Origin of the sequence: Microcystis panniformis FACHB-1757, from assembly GCF_001264245.1 — a bacterium.
Taxonomy (GTDB): Bacteria; Cyanobacteriota; Cyanobacteriia; order Cyanobacteriales; family Microcystaceae; genus Microcystis; species Microcystis panniformis.
Genome location: NZ_CP011339.1, coordinates 2,856,841 through 2,878,515 on the forward strand (window position 1 = coordinate 2,856,841; position 21,675 = coordinate 2,878,515).

At 41.0% G+C, this 21,675-nt stretch carries 21 protein-coding genes; 13 read left to right on the top strand and 8 right to left on the bottom strand.

The features are described from left to right. Window positions 1-3 precede the first annotated feature (3 nt). Both VL20_RS31180 and VL20_RS13690 read left to right on the top strand, forming a co-directional pair. A complete protein-coding gene (locus tag VL20_RS31180; protein WP_158499349.1) occupies window positions 4-147 on the top strand; it encodes a hypothetical protein in 144 nt (47 codons plus the stop codon). Window positions 148-150: 3 nt separating this feature from the next. Further along, on the top strand, window positions 151-1,326 hold the full coding sequence (locus VL20_RS13690) for a hybrid sensor histidine kinase/response regulator (RefSeq protein WP_052276813.1): 1,176 nt from the start codon (window positions 151-153) through the stop codon (window positions 1,324-1,326). A gap of 51 nt (window positions 1,327-1,377) precedes the next feature. Here the strand turns inward: VL20_RS13690 and VL20_RS13695 are convergent, their stop codons facing one another. Next, window positions 1,378-2,253 carry an N-acetylmuramoyl-L-alanine amidase-like domain-containing protein gene (locus tag VL20_RS13695; protein WP_052276814.1) on the bottom strand — a complete coding sequence of 292 codons (876 nt, stop codon included), beginning with the start codon at window positions 2,251-2,253 and terminating at the stop codon, window positions 1,378-1,380. Between the two features lie 822 nt (window positions 2,254-3,075). On the opposite strand from VL20_RS13695, the gene VL20_RS13700 reads away from it, so the two are divergent. The 4 genes from VL20_RS13700 (at window position 3,076) to VL20_RS32710 (ending at window position 8,952) form a co-directional block, all read left to right on the top strand. Next, the gene (locus VL20_RS13700; RefSeq protein WP_052276815.1) at window positions 3,076-3,432 is read left to right on the top strand and encodes a pentapeptide repeat-containing protein; all 357 of its coding nucleotides are present in this window, start codon (window positions 3,076-3,078) and stop codon (window positions 3,430-3,432) included. A 76-nt stretch (window positions 3,433-3,508) separates the two neighbouring features. Continuing rightward, the gene (locus VL20_RS13705) at window positions 3,509-3,817 is read left to right on the top strand and encodes a pentapeptide repeat-containing protein (protein ID WP_052276816.1); all 309 of its coding nucleotides are present in this window, start codon (window positions 3,509-3,511) and stop codon (window positions 3,815-3,817) included. 551 nt (window positions 3,818-4,368) lie between these two features. Continuing rightward, complete coding sequence (locus tag VL20_RS13720; protein WP_052276819.1) at window positions 4,369-8,355, top strand: magnesium chelatase subunit H; 3,987 nt, start codon at window positions 4,369-4,371, stop codon at window positions 8,353-8,355. Between the two features lie 60 nt (window positions 8,356-8,415). Next, entirely contained in the window at window positions 8,416-8,952 is a 537-nt protein-coding gene (locus tag VL20_RS32710) for a bZIP transcription factor (protein ID WP_284525780.1), read from the top strand. Here VL20_RS32710 and VL20_RS13730 read toward each other — a convergent pair. Beyond that, entirely contained in the window at window positions 8,942-10,096 is a 1,155-nt protein-coding gene (locus tag VL20_RS13730) for an ISL3 family transposase (protein WP_052275466.1), read from the bottom strand. The genes VL20_RS32710 and VL20_RS13730 overlap by 11 nt on opposite strands. 33 nt (window positions 10,097-10,129) lie before the next feature. Between VL20_RS13730 and VL20_RS28710 the strand changes: the two genes are divergently transcribed. After that, a complete protein-coding gene (locus VL20_RS28710) occupies window positions 10,130-10,267 on the top strand; it encodes a hypothetical protein (RefSeq protein ID WP_284525781.1) in 138 nt (45 codons plus the stop codon). A gap of 7 nt (window positions 10,268-10,274) precedes the next feature. Beyond that, a complete protein-coding gene (locus VL20_RS13740; RefSeq protein ID WP_052276821.1) occupies window positions 10,275-10,784 on the top strand; it encodes a hypothetical protein in 510 nt (169 codons plus the stop codon). 714 nt (window positions 10,785-11,498) lie between these two features. On the opposite strand, the gene VL20_RS13745 is transcribed toward VL20_RS13740, so the two are convergent. Beyond that, window positions 11,499-12,533: a hypothetical protein gene (locus VL20_RS13745; RefSeq protein WP_052276822.1), complete on the bottom strand. Its 1,035-nt coding sequence runs from the start codon at window positions 12,531-12,533 to the stop codon at window positions 11,499-11,501. 468 nt (window positions 12,534-13,001) lie between these two features. Here VL20_RS13745 and VL20_RS13750 point away from each other — a divergent pair, with 468 nt between their 5' ends. Further along, window positions 13,002-13,868, top strand: a complete 867-nt coding sequence (locus VL20_RS13750; protein ID WP_052276823.1) for a 6-pyruvoyl trahydropterin synthase family protein — start codon at window positions 13,002-13,004, stop codon at window positions 13,866-13,868. A 61-nt stretch (window positions 13,869-13,929) separates the two neighbouring features. Here the strand turns inward: VL20_RS13750 and VL20_RS13755 are convergent, their stop codons facing one another. The 5 genes from VL20_RS13755 to VL20_RS13780 form a co-directional block, all read right to left on the bottom strand. Next, on the bottom strand, window positions 13,930-14,739 hold the full coding sequence (locus VL20_RS13755; protein ID WP_052276824.1) for an SDR family NAD(P)-dependent oxidoreductase: 810 nt from the start codon (window positions 14,737-14,739) through the stop codon (window positions 13,930-13,932). A gap of 524 nt (window positions 14,740-15,263) precedes the next feature. After that, window positions 15,264-15,734 carry a hypothetical protein gene (locus VL20_RS13760; protein ID WP_052276825.1) on the bottom strand — a complete coding sequence of 157 codons (471 nt, stop codon included), beginning with the start codon at window positions 15,732-15,734 and terminating at the stop codon, window positions 15,264-15,266. An 18-nt stretch (window positions 15,735-15,752) separates the two neighbouring features. Further along, on the bottom strand, window positions 15,753-16,139 hold the full coding sequence (locus VL20_RS32715) for a hypothetical protein (protein ID WP_284525782.1): 387 nt from the start codon (window positions 16,137-16,139) through the stop codon (window positions 15,753-15,755). A 283-nt stretch (window positions 16,140-16,422) separates the two neighbouring features. Next, the gene (locus VL20_RS13770) at window positions 16,423-17,280 is read right to left on the bottom strand and encodes an IS5 family transposase (protein ID WP_052278013.1); all 858 of its coding nucleotides are present in this window, start codon (window positions 17,278-17,280) and stop codon (window positions 16,423-16,425) included. Between the two features lie 792 nt (window positions 17,281-18,072). After that, the gene (locus VL20_RS13780; protein ID WP_052275466.1) at window positions 18,073-19,227 is read right to left on the bottom strand and encodes an ISL3 family transposase; all 1,155 of its coding nucleotides are present in this window, start codon (window positions 19,225-19,227) and stop codon (window positions 18,073-18,075) included. A 17-nt stretch (window positions 19,228-19,244) separates the two neighbouring features. Between VL20_RS13780 and VL20_RS13785 the strand changes: the two genes are divergently transcribed. From VL20_RS13785 to VL20_RS28750, 4 genes are all read left to right on the top strand, one after another. Next, complete coding sequence (locus tag VL20_RS13785) at window positions 19,245-19,478, top strand: UPF0175 family protein (RefSeq protein WP_052276827.1); 234 nt, start codon at window positions 19,245-19,247, stop codon at window positions 19,476-19,478. Further along, a complete protein-coding gene (locus VL20_RS13790) occupies window positions 19,471-19,698 on the top strand; it encodes a PIN domain-containing protein (protein ID WP_260441178.1) in 228 nt (75 codons plus the stop codon). Before VL20_RS13785 ends, VL20_RS13790 begins: the two co-directional genes overlap by 8 nt. Window positions 19,699-19,869: 171 nt before the next feature. After that, entirely contained in the window at window positions 19,870-20,199 is a 330-nt protein-coding gene (locus VL20_RS13795) for a PIN domain-containing protein (RefSeq protein WP_260441177.1), read from the top strand. Between the two features lie 715 nt (window positions 20,200-20,914). Continuing rightward, window positions 20,915-21,609 (top strand): IS1 family transposase gene (locus VL20_RS28750; protein WP_128575271.1). Its coding sequence is split into 2 segments (ribosomal slippage): window positions 20,915-21,257 and window positions 21,257-21,609, totalling 696 coding nucleotides; the frame shifts between segments, so codons are not numbered across the junction. Window positions 21,610-21,675: the final 66 nt, after the last annotated feature.

A 21,675-nucleotide genomic window follows, 5' to 3' on the forward strand; every position in this document is an offset into this window, starting at 1 on the left:
ATCATGATCAGTTATCAGTTATTCAGTTATCAGTTATCAGGAGTCAGGAGTCAGGAGTCAGCTTTATTCTCCCCACACCCCACACCCCACACCCCACACCCTACACCCCACTTCCTAACCTCCCAAATCTCTTTAACTCTTGATTAAAAAATGGGACTCTCGCAGGATATAAAAGTTCTTTTAATCGAGGATAATTTAGCCGAAGCTCGATTATTAAAGGAAATTCTTAAGGGTAATGAAAAAAAAGAATTTCATCTGGTTAATGTGTCAAGATTATCCGAGGCGATTTCTCTGTTACAACAAACAAATTTTGATGTAATTTTATTAGATCTAACTTTACCAGATAGTCAGGGTTTGGAATCCTTAGCTCCCCTTTTAATTACCGCTCCGAAATTGCCAATCGTGGTTTTAACTAATACTAATGATGATAATTTAGCTTTGGCAGCACTGCGTCAGGGAGCGCAGGATTATTTAATTAAAAGAGAAGTAAGTTTAGAAATTTTAACTCGATCGCTATGTTATGCGATCGAGCGAAAACAGATGGAGGAAGCTTTACGAGAATCCAACGAAGCTTTAAAAATGAGCGTGATTGAACGCACTAATCAACTGGAAAAAGCTCAGGAATTAAATCAGTTAAAAACTGAATTTGTTTCCATGTTATCCCACGATTTTCGCAATCCTTTAAATAAAATTTTACTCTCGGCTGGATTATTAGAAGAAAGTCGCGATCGGTTGACAAAAGATCAGCAAGTTAGCTATTTTCGCATGATTCGATCGGCCATTAAAGACATGGATCAATTGCTCACAGAAGTGTTATTAATTGGCCGGGCCGATTCCGGGAGATTATACTGTCAATTTGATCCGGTGGATTTGCTGGATTATTGTCAGAAATTGGTAGAATCTTTTACGGTTAAGCCGGAGCCGCAATTAGCAATTATTTTCCAAATTGAGGGCAGCTTAGAAAGAGGACTTTGGGATATAAATTTAATTAAACATATCTTGACAAATTTACTGGGAAATGCTCTCAAATATTCACCCCAAGGAAACCCCGTAGAATTTAAGATTATTGTCGAATCCGAGCAGGTAGTCTTTAAAATTATTGATCGAGGAATTGGTATTCCCAGCAAAGATAAAGGAAATTTATTTAAACCTTTTTATCGCGGTAGCAATGTCGATAATATTCAAGGAACGGGATTAGGATTAGCCATTGTCGGACGCTGTGTGGAAGCGCACAAAGGACAAATTTACCTGGAAAGTGAGGAAGGAAAAGGCACAAAGATCACGGTAATTTTACCGATTATTACCGACATTGAACACCTAAATTGAGATGAATAATAGGGTGAGATCACAATTTTTTTTTCTGTCCTCGCTCCCTATCTACCTATTTCTTGGATTAAGGGGACGAACGACAAAAATACCGATGGCTTTGTCCACTTTAGTGATATATTTTTCTAGGTCTTTAGCAATGGTAACTTGACCAGCAGGAGAGGCATGAATTAAGCCAATTTTGCCATCGGAAAAGCGATAAACTAGACCGGTATGGGTGGTATCTAAACCAGGGATATTAGTCACGACACCGATAATATCGCCAGCTTGTAGTTGTGGATAAATATCTTTAATCTTAGGGGTGGGAATATAGGTTAAGGATAAACTCTCTAATTGCCGTTCTACCTGTTGAATACAATCGTAATTACTTTGAGTTTTTAACTGGGGATATAGAGGTCGATTTTTACTCATAAAATTGAGCTTTTTGTCAAGAGTAATTCCTCCTAATTTGTGAGTAATATTTTCTAGATTACCTCGTTTTTGGTTGTCATTAATCCAATCGGAAAAGTAATGCAAGCGACTACAATAACCGTCGAGAATACCGTGGCGATAACGCTGATTTAAAACCTGCTGACTAAAAGCAGAATACTGATAATTTTTTAAAGCAAAATTGTGACTCAAAGCGAGAACTGTTTCCACAAAAAGGACACAATCAAACTCTTTTAAAGAGATAAATAATTTTTCTGTTGCCGAGCGATCGAGTAATCCTGCTTGATATTTTGCTCCTAAAAATTGAGTGGCGATATTCTGAATTATATCAGCCATGGGTAAGCGATCGAGTTGTTGATTTTGGGCATACTGTACCAGTTTTTGATAATTAGGATCCCTGACTTCTCGAACAAGAATAGTTTCCGATCGAGCTATACTCAAGGGAATTAAAACAGGATTAATTAATAAATAGGGTAAAGTTATCCAATTAAAAAACATTGTCGATCGATTACTGAAAATAATAAGGGTTTATCACCGACTAATACAAATTAACTACCGGAGTTATAATCTGCTGGGTTTAACTGGTATTTCTCATTGTATTCTACTACATAAGTAGGTGGTTATAATTAAATTAAAAATGGATTTTAGGTTCGATCCCCCCTGCCCCCCTTAATAAGGGGGGTGCCGATAGGCGGGGGGATCCCCCCTTAATCCCCCTTAATAAGGGGGGCATCTGATAATTTTTAACGCCTACCTACATATAGCAATTATCTTAATGGTGAGTTATCAGGGTTTCGTTTTGGGGAGACTCCGAGACGATGGAATTGAATTAGCAATGATCAATTCCGAGACAGAAAAGGGGTTTCTCGGAGAAACCCCTTTTCTACTCATGCAAAAGGGGGAATACATAATCATTTTTTAATAACTGGATTTAGTATCAGTCATCGACACAATTTTGAGTAAACCTCTAACCTAGTTATACTAAATCCGTTTTTAATAGTACGCTTAACTCCTAAGTCTAGGTACTTAAGACGTGCGATAGTCAAAGGATTTTCGCGGTCGCTGGTTGATAAAATCCGTCACTCGATCTACGCTTGTTTGAAGATTTGACGGATGCCATTCTCGTCATTTTCTTGATTCCTAAACATCTGTCTCATTGCATTACTTCTAATGGGCTTCTGACTTTTGCCATCATTGATTTTTATAGATATTTGTGGTACATTACATTACAAAAGACGTAGCAATCAGCAGAGAACCTTGTCTATGACTGTCTGCTCGTTGAATTAATCCTTTCATATACCCTAAATTAAGGAGAAGACTATGGCTAATCGATTGGATGTAAGGAAGGTGATGCGGGGTGATAAAGACCTGAGCGGTGCTGACCTGAGCGGTGCTAACCTGAGCCGTGCTATCCTGAGCCGTGCTATCCTGAGCCGTGCTATCCTGGTCGGTGCTGACCTGAACCGTGCTAACCTGATCGGTGCTCACCTGGGCGGTGCTGACCTGAGGGGTGCTAACCTGAGCCGTGCTAACCTGATCGGTGCTAGCCTGAGGGATGCTGACCTGAGGGATGCTGACCTGATGGGTGCTGACCTGAGCGATGCTGACCTGCTCGGTGCTAACCTGGAAGGTACGAAAATGCCCGAAGGCTGGGAATTTAGTGTCAGAGCTCGTTAATCAGCAGAGAACCTTGTCTATGACTGTCTGCTCGTTGAATTAATCCTTTCATATACCCTAAATTAAGGAGAAGACTATGGCTGATCCATTCGATCTAACGAAGGCGATACGCGGTGATAAAGACCTGAGCGGTGCTAACCTGAGCGGTGCTAACCTGAGCGGTGCTAACCTGAGCGGTGCTAACCTGAGCGGTGCTAACCTGAGCGATGCTAACCTGAGCGGTGCTGACCTGAGCCGTGCTTTCCTGAGCGATGCTGACCTGAGCCGTGCTAAACTGAGGGGTGCTAACCTGAAAGGTACGAAAATGCCCGAAGGCTGGGAATTTGGCTCTTCTGGTTTCTGTGTGGAAACGAGGTCTATACTGATAGTTTATTCCGCCAAATAGCACTAAAAGTCTTGCCTGATAAGCATTTCACGATTCCATAAGCAAAAATTATCACACAAAGTCGAGAAGAGCCGGAATTTAGTGTCAGAGATAGTTAATCATTTCTGAAGCATTCGATCGAAATCTGGCGTTGCTGAGTAGCGGTATGATTTGGCAAAATTCTCAACCAGTTTTCAGAGCTTTTAGCAGTCAACTCATTCTTTGAATCGGCAACGCTTGTCTCAAACTTATTGGAAACGACTATAACAGCGACATCTCGTCCGAGATGCCATTTTCTACCACTTTTTATTAAAAAAGTCAATAGATTAAATATTAATTTTTGTGAAGAAAAGCTTGAGCAGTTACTCCGAAAGCTCTTTACCATCTGTTACAAAATATGGCAAGATATTTATCGAATTGTGTCAAAACCCAGAGTAAATGCTCATTAGGGTTACATTTTCTGATACAAAACAGAAACATATATCTAAATACCTTAAACAAAGGGCGATCGTCATCTGATGACGAAAATCCCTTCATACCAGACTCAGCAATTCTAAGGAGAACCATCATATATGTTCACTCACGTCAAGTCCACCATTCGTCACATAGTTCCTGACGGGTTGAATGGTCGATCGCTGGTCAAGGTGGTCTATGTCGTGCTAGAACCTCAGTACCAAAGTGCGCTGAGTAGTGCGGTCAGGGAAATCAACGCTAACAACCCGAAACTAGCGATCGAAATTAGTGGTTATTTAATCGAAGAACTGCGCGATGGGGAAAACTATCGCAATTTTCAAGAGGATGTGGCCAAAGCTAATATTTTCATCGCTTCTCTTATCTTTATCGAAGATTTAGCCGATAAAGTTGTGGCCGCTGTCGGTCCCCATCGGGATAAATTAGATGCGGCGATCGTCTTTCCCTCCATGCCCCAGGTAATGCGCTTAAATAAATTAGGTTGCTTTTCCATGGCTCAATTGGGACAGTCTAAGAGTGTCATCGCTAACTTTATGAAAAAGCGCAAGGAAAACTCCGGCGCTGGTTTCCAAGACGCGATGTTAAAGTTATTGCGAACCTTACCGCAAGTCCTGAAATACCTCCCCATGGAAAAAGCTCAGGACGCACGCAACTTTATGTTAAGTTTCCAGTATTGGCTAGGAGGTTCCGCAGAAAATTTAGAGAACTTCCTGTTAATGTTGGCCGATAAGTACGTCTTCGATAACAAGGATGACAGTGTAGTTTACAAGGAACCGGTAGTTTATCCGGATCTGGGTATCTGGCATCCTTTATCCATGAAAATGTTCGAGGATGTCAAGGAATACTTCGCTTGGTACAATAATCGCAGTGATATTGCCGATGACCTAAAAGACCCCTTAGCTCCCTGTGTTGGCTTAATTTTACAGAGAACTCACCTCGTTACTGGTGATGACGCTCATTATGTCGCTCTCGTGCAGGAATTCGAGTCTATGGGTGCGCGAGTCCTTCCCGTTTTTGCCGGGGGATTAGACTTTTCTAAACCGGTAGAAGAATATTTCTGGGATAAAAGCTTAAAAGGAGTGGAAGCGGTTGCTATTGTTGATACGGTAATTTCCCTGACGGGATTTGCTTTAGTGGGGGGTCCAGCGCGACAAGATCATCCGAAAGCGATAGAATCCTTAAAACGTCTCAATCGTCCCTATATGTGCGCGTTACCGCTAGTTTTCCAAACCACTCAGGAATGGGAAGAAAGCGATTTGGGGTTACACCCGATTCAAGTAGCGCTACAGATTGCCATTCCCGAATTAGACGGTGCGATCGAACCTATTATATTATCAGGCCGGGATGGGGCTACGGGTAAAGCGATCGCTTTACAGGATCGGGTAGAAGCGATCGCTCAACGGGCGCTAAAATGGGCTAACCTAAGAAAGAAACCGAAACTCAATAAAAAAGTCGCCATCACTGTCTTTAGTTTCCCCCCCGATAAAGGGAATGTGGGAACCGCAGCCTATCTAGATGTGTTCGGTTCCATCTACGAGGTGATGCAAGCGTTACAAAATAACGGTTATGACTTGCAGGATCTACCCGCATCTCCCCGAGAACTGATGGAAGCGGTAATCCATGATGCCACCGCACAATACCATAGTCCGGAGCTAAATATCGCTTATCGGATGTCTGTACCTGAATACGAACGTTTAACCCCCTATTCCGTCCGTTTGGAGGAAAATTGGGGACCACCACCGGGACACCTCAACAGTGATGGACAAAATCTATTAATCTACGGGAAAGAGTTCGGTAATGTTTTTATTGGGGTTCAACCCACCTTCGGTTATGAAGGGGATCCGATGCGTCTGCTCTTTTCTCGTTCTGCTAGTCCCCACCACGGTTTTGCAGCCTACTATACCTATCTCAATCAAGTCTGGAAAGCAGATGCGGTTCTTCATTTTGGCACCCACGGTTCCCTAGAATTTATGCCGGGGAAACAGATGGGAATGTCTGGAGAATGCTACCCCGATAACCTCATCGGGATGATTCCCAACCTCTACTATTATGCCGCTAATAACCCCAGCGAAGCGACGATCGCTAAACGTCGTAGTTATGCGGAAACTATCTCCTATCTCACTCCCCCCGCAGAAAATGCCGGACTCTACAAAGGGTTAAAAGAACTAAGCGAGTTGATCGGTTCCTACCAAACCCTGAAAGATAGTGGGCGTGGGGTGCAAATTGTCAATACCATTGTCGATAAATGTTTATTAGTTAATCTTGACAAAGATATAAGTTTACCTGATGGTGACACCGCCCATCTCAGTCAAGAGGAACGGGATAATATTGTCGGTTCGGTCTATCGTAAACTGATGGAAATTGAATCGCGCTTGCTTCCCTGCGGACTTCATGTTATTGGGAAACCCCCCTCGGCGCTCGAAGCGGTGGCAACTTTGGTCAATATTGCCAGTTTAGACCGGGAAGAGGACGATTTACTCTCCTTACCCCGGATTATTGCCAACAGCATCGGCCGGGATATAGAGGAAGTTTATCGCAATAGCGATCGAGGTGTGTTAGAAGATGTGGAACTACTGCAAAACATCACCCTCGCGACTCGCGCTGCCGTCGCAACTTTAGTCGAGTCTCAAACCGACGCGGAAGGTCGGGTATCGATGCTTTCTAAGCTGAATTTCTTGAATATAGGCAAGAAATCACCTTGGATCGAAACTTTACGGTCGATGGGTTATCCAAAAGTTGATTCGGAAGCGTTAAAACCCCTGTTTGAATACCTAGAATTCTGTTTAGAACAGGTTTGTGCCGATAATGAATTAGGGGCCCTATTAAAAGCATTAGAAGGGGAATACGTTCTTCCCGGTCCCGGTGGCGACCCCATCCGTAACCCCGGAGTTTTACCGACGGGTAAAAATATCCACGCTTTAGACCCCCAATCTATCCCGACCCTAGCGGCGGTAAAATCGGCTAAAATCGTGGTGGATCGTCTGTTAGAACGGCAAAAACTGGATAATGGCGGTAAATATCCCGAAACCATCGCTTGTGTTCTCTGGGGAACCGATAACATCAAAACCTATGGGGAATCCCTAGCACAAATTCTCTGGATGGTGGGAGTTCGTCCCGTTCCCGATGCTTTGGGACGGGTGAATAAACTGGAATTAATTCCCCTAGAGGAGTTAGGAAGACCGCGCATTGATGTGGTGGTCAATTGTTCTGGTGTTTTCCGGGATTTATTTATCAATCAGATGAATTTGCTTGACCAAGGGGTAAAAATGGCCGCGGAAGCAAATGAACCGGTAGAGATGAATTATGTCCGCAAACACGCTAGGTCACAAGCAAAAGAAATGGGTTTAACGGTTCGACAGGCAGCCACCCGCATCTTTTCTAATGCTTCTGGTTCCTATTCTTCTAATATCAATCTCGCGGTGGAAAATAGCAGTTGGGAAGATGAAAAAGAGTTACAGAATATGTATCTCAACCGTAAGGGTTTTGCTTTCGATTCTGATAATCCGGGGATGATGGCCGATAATCGTCAGTTGTTTGAAGCATCCTTAAAAACTGCGGAGGCAACTTTCCAAAATTTGGATTCTAGCGAGATTAGTTTAACCGATGTTTCCCACTATTTCGACTCGGACCCGACAAAAGTTGTCGCTAGTTTACGCGATGATGGCAAAAAACCGGCGGCCTATATTGCCGATACTACCACCGCTAACGCTCAAGTGCGTACTTTATCGGAAACCGTGCGCTTGGATACCCGCACCAAGTTACTCAATCCCAAATGGTACGAGGGAATGTTAAGTCACGGTTACGAAGGAGTCCGAGAGTTATCGAAGCGTTTGGTTAATACCATGGGATGGTCGGCAACTGCTGACGCGGTGGATAATTGGGTGTATGAAGATGTCAACACCACCTTTATTCAAGATGAGGAAATGTGTCAGCGTCTGATGAATCTCAATCCTAATTCTTTCCGCAAGATGGTGGGAACCCTGCTAGAAGTTAATGGTCGCGGTTACTGGGAAACTTCTCAAGAGAATTTAGACCGCTTACAGGAACTTTATCAAGAAGTGGAGGACCGTATCGAAGGAATCGAGTAGAATAGATAGATAAGACTTGAGAGACTGGCTAATTACCGGTCTCTTGAGTTTTGAACAAAGATGAAAAATAACTTTTGGGGGTTAATTTGGTCTAGTTTTAACGAAATTCAAGGGGTTTTACTCGGTCTTCTTGGATTTTTAGGAGGTATTGCCTTAATTCGTTATCCATTCAATACTTCTATCCCTTTAGACCTAGTAATTATTGTCAGTTTCTTCACCTTGCTGTTAATCGCTACTTTGTTAAGCGCTGTTAACACGCTTCTTAGACAGAAGCAAAAATTAGAGGCAGAAGTTAAGCAACTTCAGGAGGTAAACCAAAAGCTAGAGACTGAAATTAAACAGCGCATTATCCCTAAAATTCTAAGAGTTCAAAAGGATGCAAATAATAATATTCTATGCTTACTCGAAGCCTCCAATTTATTTGCGTATGATATCTATATTTCTTTCTACTACACGGATGATGACGGGTTTGAAAATTTAATTGGAATAGGTTTCGTAAACGTGATCCAAAATGATGGAAAAATACAAGCTATTCTAAATCAGCCGTCTCCTAACGGCTCTTCTGGTTTTCGTGTGTTAATTTTTGTTATGAATTAAAGCAAGCAAACAGCTTAAGTCGAAGATGTTCAAAATTGGTAAATCCATAACTCATTCTTTTAATAAGCTTTATTTTGGTATTCATTCCCTCAATTAATCCGTTGGTTGTCTGATTTTCAAAGTAATTACAAATACCTGGCAAATGCTTCTGGATCATCCTGGCACTACTTTCATATAATATCCCGCCTATTCTTATCCATTTTTCCAATTTTCTCTCAGCACCTCTGAACGTTCTACTACTTTGATAAATTTGTCTAATTTCTTCTTTCATTTCCCAGGCTATTCCTAAGCATGGATGTTCTTTTAAGATAACTTCTAGTTGTTGTTTTTGCTCGTCCTTTAAGTCCTCTTTATTCTTCCATAATAAATGAGGTAATCCTTTTTCATGCACCCCCATTAACTTTCTCAATTTATTAAGCTCGTCATTGATGATAGCCATTACATGAAAACGGTCATAGATGATTTTAGCATTGGGAAATAATTCCTTGATCACTGCTGTAAATCCTGACCACATATCGACGCTCACTTCTTTCACTTTCTCCCGAACTGCGTCTGGCTGTGCTTTTAAGGCTTCCATTAATTCTTCTTGCTTATGTCCTTTAATCACATCTAGTAAAATTTTCTTGTCCATATCTACGACCGTTGTGATGAAATCTTTATGTCCTTTTAAGTTACTAAATTCATCTAAGCTTATTCGTTCTGGTGCTTCCCACTCTTCCTTTTCTAGTTCTTTAGCACAGTGATTAAATATTAACTCAACTTCTGACCATCCTAACCCTTCTTCTCGACTTATTTCTTCGATGCTACAATTTTTTACTCTCTCATAAATCATCGATTCATAGCGAATTGTATGATGCTGTCTTAATCTCATAAAACTCAGTCTTTCGCTGATATACTTTTGGCACTTTTGACAATGAAACTGACGGCGTGGTACTTCTAAATATACTGGATTACCTAATATTGACAAGTCTCTGACTAGATTATACTCTGTCTGATTGATTCTGTCTAAGGTTTGATGGCAATTCGGACATTCAATTGTTTCATTTAAAAGAGCAAGCTTTAGGAAAATTGTCTGAGCAATTTTTTGATAATTGACCACTGTTACATTTGGTAAATCGAGGAGTTGATCAAAATTTATCCACATAACCCACCTCCTGTTCTGTGTTACTATTATACCATGCTCACACAGAACCTAGAAGAGCCTCCTAACTATCAAAATATTATCGATGCCCTAGATGGAAACGATCCCAAATTAATTGAAAAAATAATCATCAAGCCTAGCAGTCCTAGAAATTTCAATACCGGTCAACCCTAGAAGAAACATGGAAAACCTAACTGAAACGACATTATTATCGCCTAAAGGTACATTCCCCGCCCAGATAGTTAATATCCTTGATCCGTATCGATTAGTCATGAATCGAGGCGAACGAAATAGAATTCAAGTGGGTCGCCGAGTATTGATATATGGGATAAGCGAGGAAGAAATTATAGACCCTAATACGGGAGAATCTTTAGGGTTTCTCGAATTAGTAAGAGGTACGGGAAGAATTATTTTGGTTCAAGATAAAATATCTATTATAGAATCAGACAAAAAGCCAGACATAGATTTAAATAAACTTTATTATTTGATCAGAGAATATCATTTGCTGCAACCTAGAGACTTGTCTGAATTATCTTATATCCCCCCCTTGACTCCTTCTGGAATTGAATACTTAGCAAAGAAAGAGTTACAGTCAACGAGAGAAAGAGAGTTAAAATCAATGATTGATAAATTAGGAAAAAGACTACCGTTTGAAAATCCTCAAGTTGGCGATCTAGTCAAGCCTATTTAATCGTTATAATCAAAAATTAGTCCAGTTGTGCATTTTATTCAGCAAAAAAAGGATTAAGAGGGTTTCTGTCGGGTTGTCGGGTTTCGTAGCCTCAACCCGACCTACGAATTTACTACGAATTTACTACCATTTTTGTCTAGGAAAAACTAATTCCAGATTTACCCGGATGTATGAGTCAGGGTGAAACTTGAGAAGAAGTGATTATTAATATTGAAGAAGCGAGCGAATTTGGATAGAGACGGTTTATTTTGGTAGCTCTTTTTGCGTAGGTTGGGTTGAACGAAGTGAAACCCAACAACTGAGGGTTTCTGTCGGGTTTCGTGACCTCAACCCGACCTACGAATTTACTACCATTTTTGTCTAGGAAAAACTAATTCCAGATTTACCCGGATGTATGAGTCAGGGTGAAACTTGAGAAGAAGTGATTATTAATATTGAAGAAGCGAGCGAATTTGGATAGAGACGGTTTATTTTGGTAGCTCTTTTTGCGGAGGTTGGGTTGAAGGAAGTGAAACCCAACAACTGAGGGTTTCTGTCGGGTTTCGTAGCCTCAACCCGACCTACGAATTGACATAATCTGAGAAAATTGAAAAAAGTGCCAAGTCAATCTCAGTAACGAGTCGCCATCTAAGAGAGATAAGTGAATACTACCCCAAAAACTGGGTAAAAAGAGGACTTCAAACATTACTGTCCGCAATCACCGAGAACCATTGGCTATTGAGCAGTGATGATTTTCAGGGTTTTCATTTGCAGTTGATTCAATTTCGACAGGACACGACGACGCAAAAAGAACTGTTGTTGTTGCCAGAGAGAAAGGGAACACCATTGATTATAGGCGGGAACACATTCATTCAAGATAAACTGATGCCAACATTGAACAAGATGGCTAATAGTCACGGTTTTCGACCTTTCTTGATAATGAGACTTTATTTGCTGCCTTAAGTAATTGTTGTCCCGCAATTGTTTGAGATAATAAATAATATCATTCTCATTATTAGCAGTAAAGAAATCTAGCTCACTTTTGTACTCTGCTTGAAAAGCGGATTCATTTCCTAAAATGGCAGGAACACCTGCTAACCAGGCATTATACAGCTTAGTGGCGGGTTTCCAAGGATAAGTCTCCTTGGAGTCGAAACAACGAACAGCGACGATTGCATCTGCTTGACGATAATCATGCCAAAACTCATCATTAGTTTGAATGCACCAGTTTAAACCTAAATGATCTACCTGCTGTTTCCATTCCGGTTTGCGTAAGGGGGGAGCTAAATTGTAGGTAATGCCAAAATAAACTACATTTTCAAACCGATCGCCCCGTCGGGGATCGCGAGGAATTAAGCCCGGTTGAGTCCAATGGGGTAAAAAGTATCGCTTACCAGGTAAAAGATATTGATCTGCGGCTATTGATTGTATATAAAGTTGAGAAGCAGTTAATTCCTGTCGATTCTGGACGATATGAATTTGAGCGTAGGGTTGAGGATTTCGATCTCCTTTAACACAAACCAGTAATAACTTGGGATAGGGTTGAAAATCATAAGCTAACGATACTCTATGACTAATTACGATACCTTCTTTAGGGATAGTATCTACTAATTCACAGGGAAAGTTAGATTCGCATAATCGCAAATAAGTTTGTAAAATCCAAGCCCATGAACCTCGACCCTTTCGTAATTGATCGGCGTGATCGGGCAAAGGGTCGGGTCGATCGGAAGCGGGAAGATGAAAATAAATAGGAGGTATTTGCTCGGTCATAATTATATTACTTACGAACTAAGTAGTCATGCAAAATTAATTACCTGCCCGATCGAGCTAAAACCCTTACGGGGCAATGATCGTCATGTGTAAATAATTTTGCCTAGGTACTTAACAAAGTGGCGATTCAGAGCCGAAGTGCAACGAATTCTGAAGCGTGCTTGTAGAATACTTGAGCGGGTGTTTGATAGTCAAGGGGTTTTCGGCGTTGCTGATTTGAGACCTGAATCTTATTTTGTGGGATTTTTAAAACCTAGACCCAAATTAACTTTTGGATACGATGCAGGGTTGGCATTCATACCTTGATTCAGCAACGCCATTTTCTCACTCTCGACTCACAGCGATCGCATTCTGCCGGAATTGAGGGATAACTTTCCCCGGTCTGCAAGCAGGAGGAGACAAAACTGGTTTATGCTAGAAAGGGTTACTCTTAACGTAACTTTACAAAGTCATTGATCGCCCACATTTATGGATTGCATCATCAATCGTCGAGCGCGGTTTTCAGCCAGCCATCGCTATTATCTACCAGAATGGGACGAAGCCGAAAATCAAAGACTTTTTGGTCTTGGTAGCCGTTTTCCCGGTCATGGTCACAATTACGAATTATACGTCTCCCTACACAAAGAACTCAATCCTTATGGCATGGTGGAGAATCTCTCCACCGTTAAACAGGTAATTAAACGAGAGATAACCAGTCAATTAGACTACTCCTATCTCAATCAAGTCTGGCCGGAATTTCAGCAAACCCTACCCACCACAGAAAATATCGCCAGAGTTATCTGGCAAAGATTAGCACCCTATTTACCATTGGTCAAAATTCAACTATTTGAACACCCCGAATTGTGGGCAGAATATCAAGGAAAAGATATGGAAGCAACTTTAACCGTCAAAACCCATTTTAGTGCCGCTCATCGTTTGGCTTTACCGCAATTAACCCTCGAACAAAACTCGGAAATCTACGGCAAATGCGCCAGGGTAAACGGTCATGGCCATAATTATCACCTAGAAGTATCCGTGGCGGGGGAAATCGATCCCCGCACCGGTATGATTGTAGATCTAGGGGATTTACAAAAAGCGATCGATGAATTGGTAGTAGAACCCTTCGATCATGCTTTTTTAAATAAGGATATTCCCTACTTTGCCGAAGTGGTTCCCACTGCGGAAAATATTGCCTTACATATCGCTCAACTATTAGGGGAACGGATCCGCCAATTAGGAGCCGAATTAGATAAAGTTAAACTGATTGAAAGTCCCAATAATTCTGCGGAAATCCACTGTCGTGGTTTGGTTCAAGCTCCCCGACAACTTCTAGAAAAAACCCTGACAGCCGTTTAATTGCCTGTTAGTTAAGGTGATTAGGGTGAGCTATGCTCACCCTGATGGATTTAATTAAACCCTAGTTAAACACTTCTCGCCATCCTCGCTTTCCTTTGCCTTGGCGTAAGGGAGAGGCTAAATCGACAATTTTCTCGAGCAGTTTCGGGGCCAATTTTTGACACCAAAGAGCTAGATGACTTTGCCAACCGACGACAATTTCCGTTTTTTCCCTATTTAACCCGGTAATTAGGGTTTGGGCGACTTCTTCGGCGCTCATCGGTTTTAACCATCGAAATAACTGCAATTCTCGCACCATATCCGTATCGGTTAAAGAGGGTAAGAGGGTGACAACTTTGATGTTATGTTCCCGTAATTCCGACCTGAGAGCTTGACTAAAACCCAAAATGGCAAATTTGGTAGCCGAGTAGGTAGCGAAGCTAGGAGCGGCAATTTTACCCATCATGCTGGAAACATTGACGATGGTTCCCTGCCCCCGAATTGCCATCCGGCGGGCAATTAAGCGAGTAACCGTGTACATGGCCATCAGATTTAAAGATATTTCTGCTTGCACTTGCGAGAATTGCGAGCGTAGAAAGGGGGTTTGATGGGCAATACCGGCACAGTTAACGAGGATATCGATGCCACGGCATTCTTGCCAAACCCGGATAATTGAAGGACTAACAAGGTCATTTTCGGTTAAATCTAGGGCTAAAGGTGTGGCAATGACCCCTAGGGACTCAATTTCTTTGGCTAGTTTTTCTAATCGCTCTTGATCTCTGGCAACAATCACAATTCTGCTTAAACCTTGTCGGGCTAATTCTAAGGCGATCGCTCGTCCAATGCCCCGGGATGCCCCCGTGACTAGGGCTGTTTTTCCCTGTAATTTCATGATCAAACTCCTGTTTTAAGCAACAGTACGGGAATTTATTGGTTTTGCTTCTGAAATCTTTGATTTGTGCATCTATGCCCTACATAAGTAGTGAAGCAATCGAGGGATAGATGGATAGGTTAGGGTGCATGGGATTTTTCCTCCTTCAAAGCGCACTCTTGAACCCACGGTAACAGTTGTCTTTACAAACAGCAATCTTTTTTAACACTTTTTCCCCAAAATCACTCGATCGGATGAACGCTCAGGGTGATCCTCGATCGGATGGAAACCCCAGGGGACTTGCAGATATAGGTAGGGTATGCTGAAAAAGTTTGTTGGTGGGGGCAGGGTGTGGGGTCTGACAGGTGTAGGTATTTTACAACTAAGAGGAAGGGGAGTAGTAAAAAGCATCAACGGGGGTGGGAGGGAAAGAACTCCAACGATGAAGGTGAATCGACAAACCTTTTAGTAAATCAGCAACTAGGGTAATAGAACCCAGAAGAAAACAAGAAATCCGACGTAAGGGTTTGAGGTTGAGAATTTTTCTAAAGGTAGTATGTTGGGGGGGAAGTTGCTCTAAATCGGGTTGAGGAGATTGATTTTCCGCTTCTCCACCCAGCATAACCATCTTTGAGGGTAGCTACAGCCATGGCTAACCAAAGGCGTTCGGCACGCTGTGGGTCAAGCAGACGAGTGTTTTGCCATTGCCAGCCGTCGGATTTGAGGTCGCGGTAAACACACTCTGTAGAAGGACGTAACCCATACCAAAGGGCATCAGCCATTTGGGGTTCCAAGTCGGTCAAAACCAACCAAGGCTCTTGATAGCCAGAATCCCAACGGGCAAGCAAGGTACAGGCCAAGGGATTAGTTTTAAAGCAAACCACCTGACCCGACCAAGATTGTCCTGGAGCTGAAACCAAAGCATCTAAGGGCTGCCATTGACCGTGAGGGGAAATTTTGACCAGTCCTTGATGGTTAATGCGTAAAAACGGATGCCAGCCGGCTTCGACAATCACTTGATAGAGCCAAGGCGCTTATAAGCCTCGGTCGGCAGGCACAATCACAGTCCAACCAGTAGGAACTGCTTCTTTGAGCTGTCTGATCAGTTTTTGCCAGTATGGTTGACCACTTCCTGGTTCATTGGCTTTGACGATACACCAAGCTATGGGAATCCCACAGCCCGCCAGCAAGCTTTCCCCCTTCTCCTTCCAAGTCTCGATGGCTTTCAATATTAAGGGGATGTATATCTTTTCCACCGCTACTCTTCCATTCTGGCAAAAGCGATTCCACCGTCTCTGATAACTATTGGCTTGTTCGGCTCTGCTTTGTACAAAGGGTTCCCATCTGGCTTGATTGAGACTTTGACTACTGAGTAGGGCTGTCACCATCCAACTGAGGACGGTTAAATGTCTTTTATCCACAAATCGGCTTCCTTGTTCTAGATAGGAATAAACTTGGGAGAAGATTAGAACTCTTGCAAATTAATTATATGTTATAATGATGGGTTAACTAATTTTCCCCAAAAAATTAGTTAACCAGTACATTAGTCCTGAATGAAAACTTGAAGTTTAACTTTTAACTCAAAACTCTTTAGATATGCTTTAATTTGGTTATCAAAACCTCTTTATTTAAGCAGCACAAACTATCTCAATTTTTATAATTGAGAATAAATTCTCCTTGACTTGATTAATCTTTAGGCAACTTTTAAGAAGCTGCTATACCTATCCCTAACTCACAGTTATAAATAGCCGCCAACAAGTTAACTCTTAAACTATATCTTCGACGACGATTCCGATATTTACAGGATAAGATTTTAAAGATTTTGAGTTTCCTATTTATAGGTTCAATGATAATCCTTTCTTTGGCTAAAGCCTTGTTATACTCTTTTTCTAACTCTGTTAATTTTCTATTTTTCGATTTCTTTTTCGGTGTATAACTATTACTATGGTATGCAGCTATTCCCTGATAACCACTGTCTTCTATGCTGGTAGTTAAAGGATGAAAACGAACTCGACTTTTTTTAAATAAACTAAAATCATGACCTCTACCTTTCCCACAAAAGACACAGATAATTTCCTCGGTATTTTGATCAGCTACTAATTGGGATTTTAAAGTATGATAACCTCTTTTACCCCCCAAAAAATCTTTCTGTTTCTTTTTGGGGCGTTCAATGGGAGTTTCCGTTACATCCATTACCGTTACGACCGGTATCTCTGCTTGATTGAGTAAAGCTTTTTTTCCTTTTAAACGGAAGTTTCCCGATTGTAAAAGCATTTTTTCCGTCTTATTTACAATCCGACATATAGTTGATTCTGATAGTTCCCAGCTTGTACCAATGTGAAAATATGTTCTATATTCTCGCCAATATTCTAACGTTACTAAAACTTGTTCTTCTATAGATAGTTTAGGTTTCGGTCCCCTTTTAGATGGTGAATTAGAGTCGGCTTCAACACTTTTTACTGATTCTACCATCTTTCTATATGTTGGTTTATACACACCGAAACGGCGTTTGAATTGTTCATCTGATAAGTTTTGATAATCCATAATTTTGCTAATAAACATAGCAAAATTATAGATGATTTCCTCACCTAAGATCACATTTTATTCTTTTTTCCACTTCAATCTAAGAATTGAGAAAAAAGCAAAACCTTATATTATACCATAAAAAAATTATGCAAGAGGTCTATTCTTGAACTTTGAGTTATACATTTCATGGCTTAATCAAACCTCAAACCTTTATAAACAGTCAAAACAAATAAGTAATGATGCATGGGCAAAGTTCAGATCGTATCCCCAGTCAAACAACAGCCCAACCCAAAACCAATTGCGACTCTACCCAATATTCACCCCCCCCTCAAAAAAAAGTATTCTACGCTACAATTCAATAAATTCCTACAAATCTTTACATTCCTCATCCCAGCCAGCGACTCACAGGAGAAAGAGTCTCAGATGATTTCCCCTGTTTTACTCCTTCTCAGGCAAATCATCGTCTTCCGTAAGGGATTGTGGCGCGGTATGTCGGATTCGCCTTTGCGTTCTCCCTTGACTGCCTCTCAACTCGATCGCTAACCCAAATTAAGCACGATTATATTGCCATAAAGCCGAAGAGGCTTGGTCTTCACCCCCTTGAGGACAAGATAGACTGCACCTGCTCATTCTGTCGGCTGGAGAGGGGAAACCCGTTACTGATTCTGCTCACAGAGAAAGACTAATTTTATTGGTGTAGAATAGAGACAATTATTGAGAGAGAAAGAAAATGAGCACTATTTCCCTTGAAATTCCTGAAGAAATCTTAATTAGTCTCAAAGAAACTCCTGAAAATCGGCTCTTCTGGTTTTCGTGTGTTAATTTTTGTTATGAATTAAAGCAAGCAAACAGCTTAAGTCGAAGATGTTCAAAATTGGTAAATCCATAACTCATTCTTTTAATAAGCTTTATTTTGGTATTCATTCCCTCAATTAATCCGTTGGTTGTCTGATTTTCAAAGTAATTACAAATACCTGGCAAATGCTTCTGGATCATCCTGGCACTACTTTCATATAATATCCCGCCTATTCTTATCCATTTTTCCAATTTTCTCTCAGCACCTCTGAACGTTCTACTACTTTGATAAATTTGTCTAATTTCTTCTTTCATTTCCCAGGCTATTCCTAAGCATGGATGTTCTTTCAGAATAACTTCTAGTTGTTGTTTTTGCTCGTCCTTTAAGTCCTCTTTATTCTTCCATAATAAATGAGGTAATCCTTTTTCATGCACCCCCATTAACTTTCTCAATTTATTAAGCTCGTCATTGATGATAGCCATTACATGAAAACGGTCATAGATGATTTTAGCATTGGGAAATAATTCCTTGATCACTGCTGTAAATCCTGACCACATATCGACGCTCACTTCTTTCACTTTCTCCCGAACTGCGTCTGGCTGTGCTTTTAAGGCTTCCATTAATTCTTCTTGCTTATGTCCTTTAATCACATCTAGTAAAATTTTCTTGTCCATATCTACGACCGTTGTGATGAAATCTTTATGTCCTTTTAAGTTACTAAATTCATCTAAGCTTATTCGTTCTGGTGCTTCCCACTCTTCCTTTTCTAGTTCTTTAGCACAGTGATTAAATATTAACTCAACTTCTGACCATCCTAACCCTTCTTCTCGACTTATTTCTTCGATGCTACAATTTTTTACTCTCTCATAAATCATCGATTCATAGCGAATTGTATGATGCTGTCTTAATCTCATAAAACTCAGTCTTTCGCTGATATACTTTTGGCACTTTTGACAATGAAACTGACGGCGTGGTACTTCTAAATATACTGGATTACCTAATATTGACAAGTCTCTGACTAGATTATACTCTGTCTGATTGATTCTGTCTAAGGTTTGATGGCAATTCGGACATTCAATTGTTTCATTTAAAAGAGCAAGCTTTAGGAAAATTGTCTGAGCAATTTTTTGATAATTGACCACTGTTACATTTGGTAAATCGAGGAGTTGATCAAAATTTATCCACATAACCCACCTCCTGTTCTGTGTTACTATTATACCATGCTCACACAGAACCTAGAAGAGCCGAAAATCTATCAAGAGAATTAAAAATATTGGCAGCCGTTAAACTTTTTGAACTTGACAAACTATCTTCAGGACGTGCAGCACAATTAGCCGGAATGTCACGAGTAGAATTTTTAACTATTTTGGGACGTTATCAAGTTTCCCCATTTTCTTTAACAACTGAACAATTGGAACAAGATATTGTCAATGCCTAATCCTCAAGTCATTGTCAACACCTCTCCTCTACTGTACTTACATCAAGTGGGCTACTTGGAATTGCTCCAACGCTTGTATTCTCAAATCCTGACTCCTCCAGCAGTGGTCGAAGAATTAGCAATCGGTAAAAATAAAGGAATTGATGTTCCCAATATTCAGGCGATTGAATGGATTTCAATTACTCTGGTTAAATCACTGACAGGGGGACAAGAAGGCTGAAATCCATATATCATAAGCTTTTCATGGTTTTAGCTCGAAAAAGTTCGCCGCACCATCTCTCACTTATTAATAATAATTCCTAGTAAGCTCGCTCCTATCCCTAATTCTTTCGTTAGCTTTTTGCCTAGAATCGCTAGATCTATTTCTAGTGAGAGAAGCCAGAAGCCTTTGTTGGCAAGTTTTCTAGCTCGCTTGTCCCCCTGTCAGGTTAAATCAGTCAGTCTAATTCCGGCTATTATTGATTTAGGGCAAGGAGAAGCAGAGGTCTTAGCTTTGGGATTAGAAAATCCAGATAGTTTACTGATTTTTGATGATCAATTAGCCCGACGTATTGCCAATTTATATCGCTTAAAATATTCAGGAACGCTTGGTGTTTTAGTTAAAGCGAAGCAGCAGGGCTATCTATCTTCTGTTGCTCCCGTTATTGCTAAGTTACGCCATCAAGGAATGTGGCTAACTGATAAAGTTGTCAATGATGTTCTTCGATTAGCTGGAGAGTAAGTATGCTTAAAAAAAAGGCTCTTCGTTACTTGGTATGGTTCGATAGGGGAGCATAAATCGACTAAATCCTTATCTGGCAAGAGACTTAATTGATTAGTTCGCTCTAGAGAAAAATAATTGACAAAAATCGCTAAATGCCTTTCTATACAAGGGTTACATCCTCTATAACCCCCGTTCATTGCATAACATAAACCGAAGAGCCAGATAACTAAAATTCTTTGATATAACTGAACTTCTCCAGTGTAAATGTACTAGCTATCTAAACATGGCTACAGAGGGAATCGCTTACTCTAGAGATTGATGACACTATCTGTTACGATCAAGTTAGCGATCGCTAGACAGCGAACTCTAGGGAATCGCTCCACTCCAGATACAGTCAACGGTAAAGCCATTTTCAAGTGAAAAATGTACCCAGTAGCCTCTTTTCAATTTTTTCTGAGAAGCGACCTGCAGTCAGGGTTTTGTTGATTTTTTAGTATTTCTGTATGGGGAAGTCAAAGATCACAGTTGGGGCTTCGGCCGTCAACCAAACCCACCAGAGCGACGTACTGCTACGCAGTGCCTTCGGCATCGCACTTAAACCCACAACTTCAATGAGCGTGCATGGTGCGTTCCCCAAAATTGATTGGTGAAGCAGTAGGACTTGCATTAGGGAACGCACCCTACGGCTTTTTCAGGGCGTTGCATAATAGAGATATGAATGGAGGAAATCAAAATGCAATGCCCTGAATGTAAATCTACCCATATCCGTAAAAATGGCATCAATAAACAAGGTAAACAAAATCATATTTGTGTAACCTGTGGCCGTCAATTTATTGATAACTATGAAAAACAGAAAGGCTATGACGAAAAAACGAAGCGAGAATGCCTAACTGCCTATGTTAATGGGATGGGATTTAGAGGAATAGAAAGGCTAAAGGGAGTTCATCATACGACCGTAATTAATTGGGTAAAATCTGTGGGAGAATTATTGCCAGTCGCCTATGACCCAGAAACAATTCCTGAAGTAGGGGAACTGGATGAATTGGAAACCTTTGTTGGCTCAAAAAAAACAAAATCTGGGTGTGGACAGCCGTTGACCACTTTAAAAAAGGAATTTTAGGTTGGGTAATCGGAGATCATAGTAGCGAAACGTTTCGCCCATTATGGGAATTAGTTAAGTCTTGGGGATGCTATTTTTATGTGAGTGATGGATGGTCAGTTTATCCATGTTTTATAGCAGAGGGCGACCATATAATTAGTAAGACTTATATGACCAGAGTAGAGGGTGAGAACACACGTTTAAGACATTATCTAGCCCGATTGCATCGCAAAACACTCTGCTATTCTAAGTCTACAGAAATGTTAGGATACTCTATTCGTTTATTAATTCATTATCTGAAGTTTCAAGAAGTGCCTATTCCTTACTGATTCATAGCTTAATTCAGCAACGCCGGTGAAGCAGTAGGACTTGCATTAGGGAACGCACCCTACGGC

Bases quoted from the DNA above. Each gene is read 5' to 3' on its own strand.
- VL20_RS31180 (WP_158499349.1), top strand. From the start codon at position 4: ATGATCAGTTATCAGTTATTCAGTTATCAGTTATCAGGAGTCAGGAGT.
- VL20_RS13690 (WP_052276813.1), top strand. From the start codon at position 151: ATGGGACTCTCGCAGGATATAAAAGTTCTTTTAATCGAGGATAATTTA.
- VL20_RS13695 (WP_052276814.1), bottom strand. From the start codon at position 2,253: ATGTTTTTTAATTGGATAACTTTACCCTATTTATTAATTAATCCTGTT.
- VL20_RS13700 (WP_052276815.1), top strand. From the start codon at position 3,076: ATGGCTAATCGATTGGATGTAAGGAAGGTGATGCGGGGTGATAAAGAC.
- VL20_RS13705 (WP_052276816.1), top strand. From the start codon at position 3,509: ATGGCTGATCCATTCGATCTAACGAAGGCGATACGCGGTGATAAAGAC.
- VL20_RS13720 (WP_052276819.1), top strand. From the start codon at position 4,369: ATGTTCACTCACGTCAAGTCCACCATTCGTCACATAGTTCCTGACGGG.
- VL20_RS32710 (WP_284525780.1), top strand. From the start codon at position 8,416: ATGAAAAATAACTTTTGGGGGTTAATTTGGTCTAGTTTTAACGAAATT.
- VL20_RS13730 (WP_052275466.1), bottom strand. From the start codon at position 10,096: ATGTGGATAAATTTTGATCAACTCCTCGATTTACCAAATGTAACAGTG.
- VL20_RS28710 (WP_284525781.1), top strand. From the start codon at position 10,130: ATGCTCACACAGAACCTAGAAGAGCCTCCTAACTATCAAAATATTATC.
- VL20_RS13740 (WP_052276821.1), top strand. From the start codon at position 10,275: ATGGAAAACCTAACTGAAACGACATTATTATCGCCTAAAGGTACATTC.
- VL20_RS13745 (WP_052276822.1), bottom strand. From the start codon at position 12,533: ATGACCGAGCAAATACCTCCTATTTATTTTCATCTTCCCGCTTCCGAT.
- VL20_RS13750 (WP_052276823.1), top strand. From the start codon at position 13,002: ATGGATTGCATCATCAATCGTCGAGCGCGGTTTTCAGCCAGCCATCGC.
- VL20_RS13755 (WP_052276824.1), bottom strand. From the start codon at position 14,739: ATGAAATTACAGGGAAAAACAGCCCTAGTCACGGGGGCATCCCGGGGC.
- VL20_RS13770 (WP_052278013.1), bottom strand. From the start codon at position 17,280: ATGTTTATTAGCAAAATTATGGATTATCAAAACTTATCAGATGAACAA.
- VL20_RS13780 (WP_052275466.1), bottom strand. From the start codon at position 19,227: ATGTGGATAAATTTTGATCAACTCCTCGATTTACCAAATGTAACAGTG.
- VL20_RS13790 (WP_260441178.1), top strand. From the start codon at position 19,471: ATGCCTAATCCTCAAGTCATTGTCAACACCTCTCCTCTACTGTACTTA.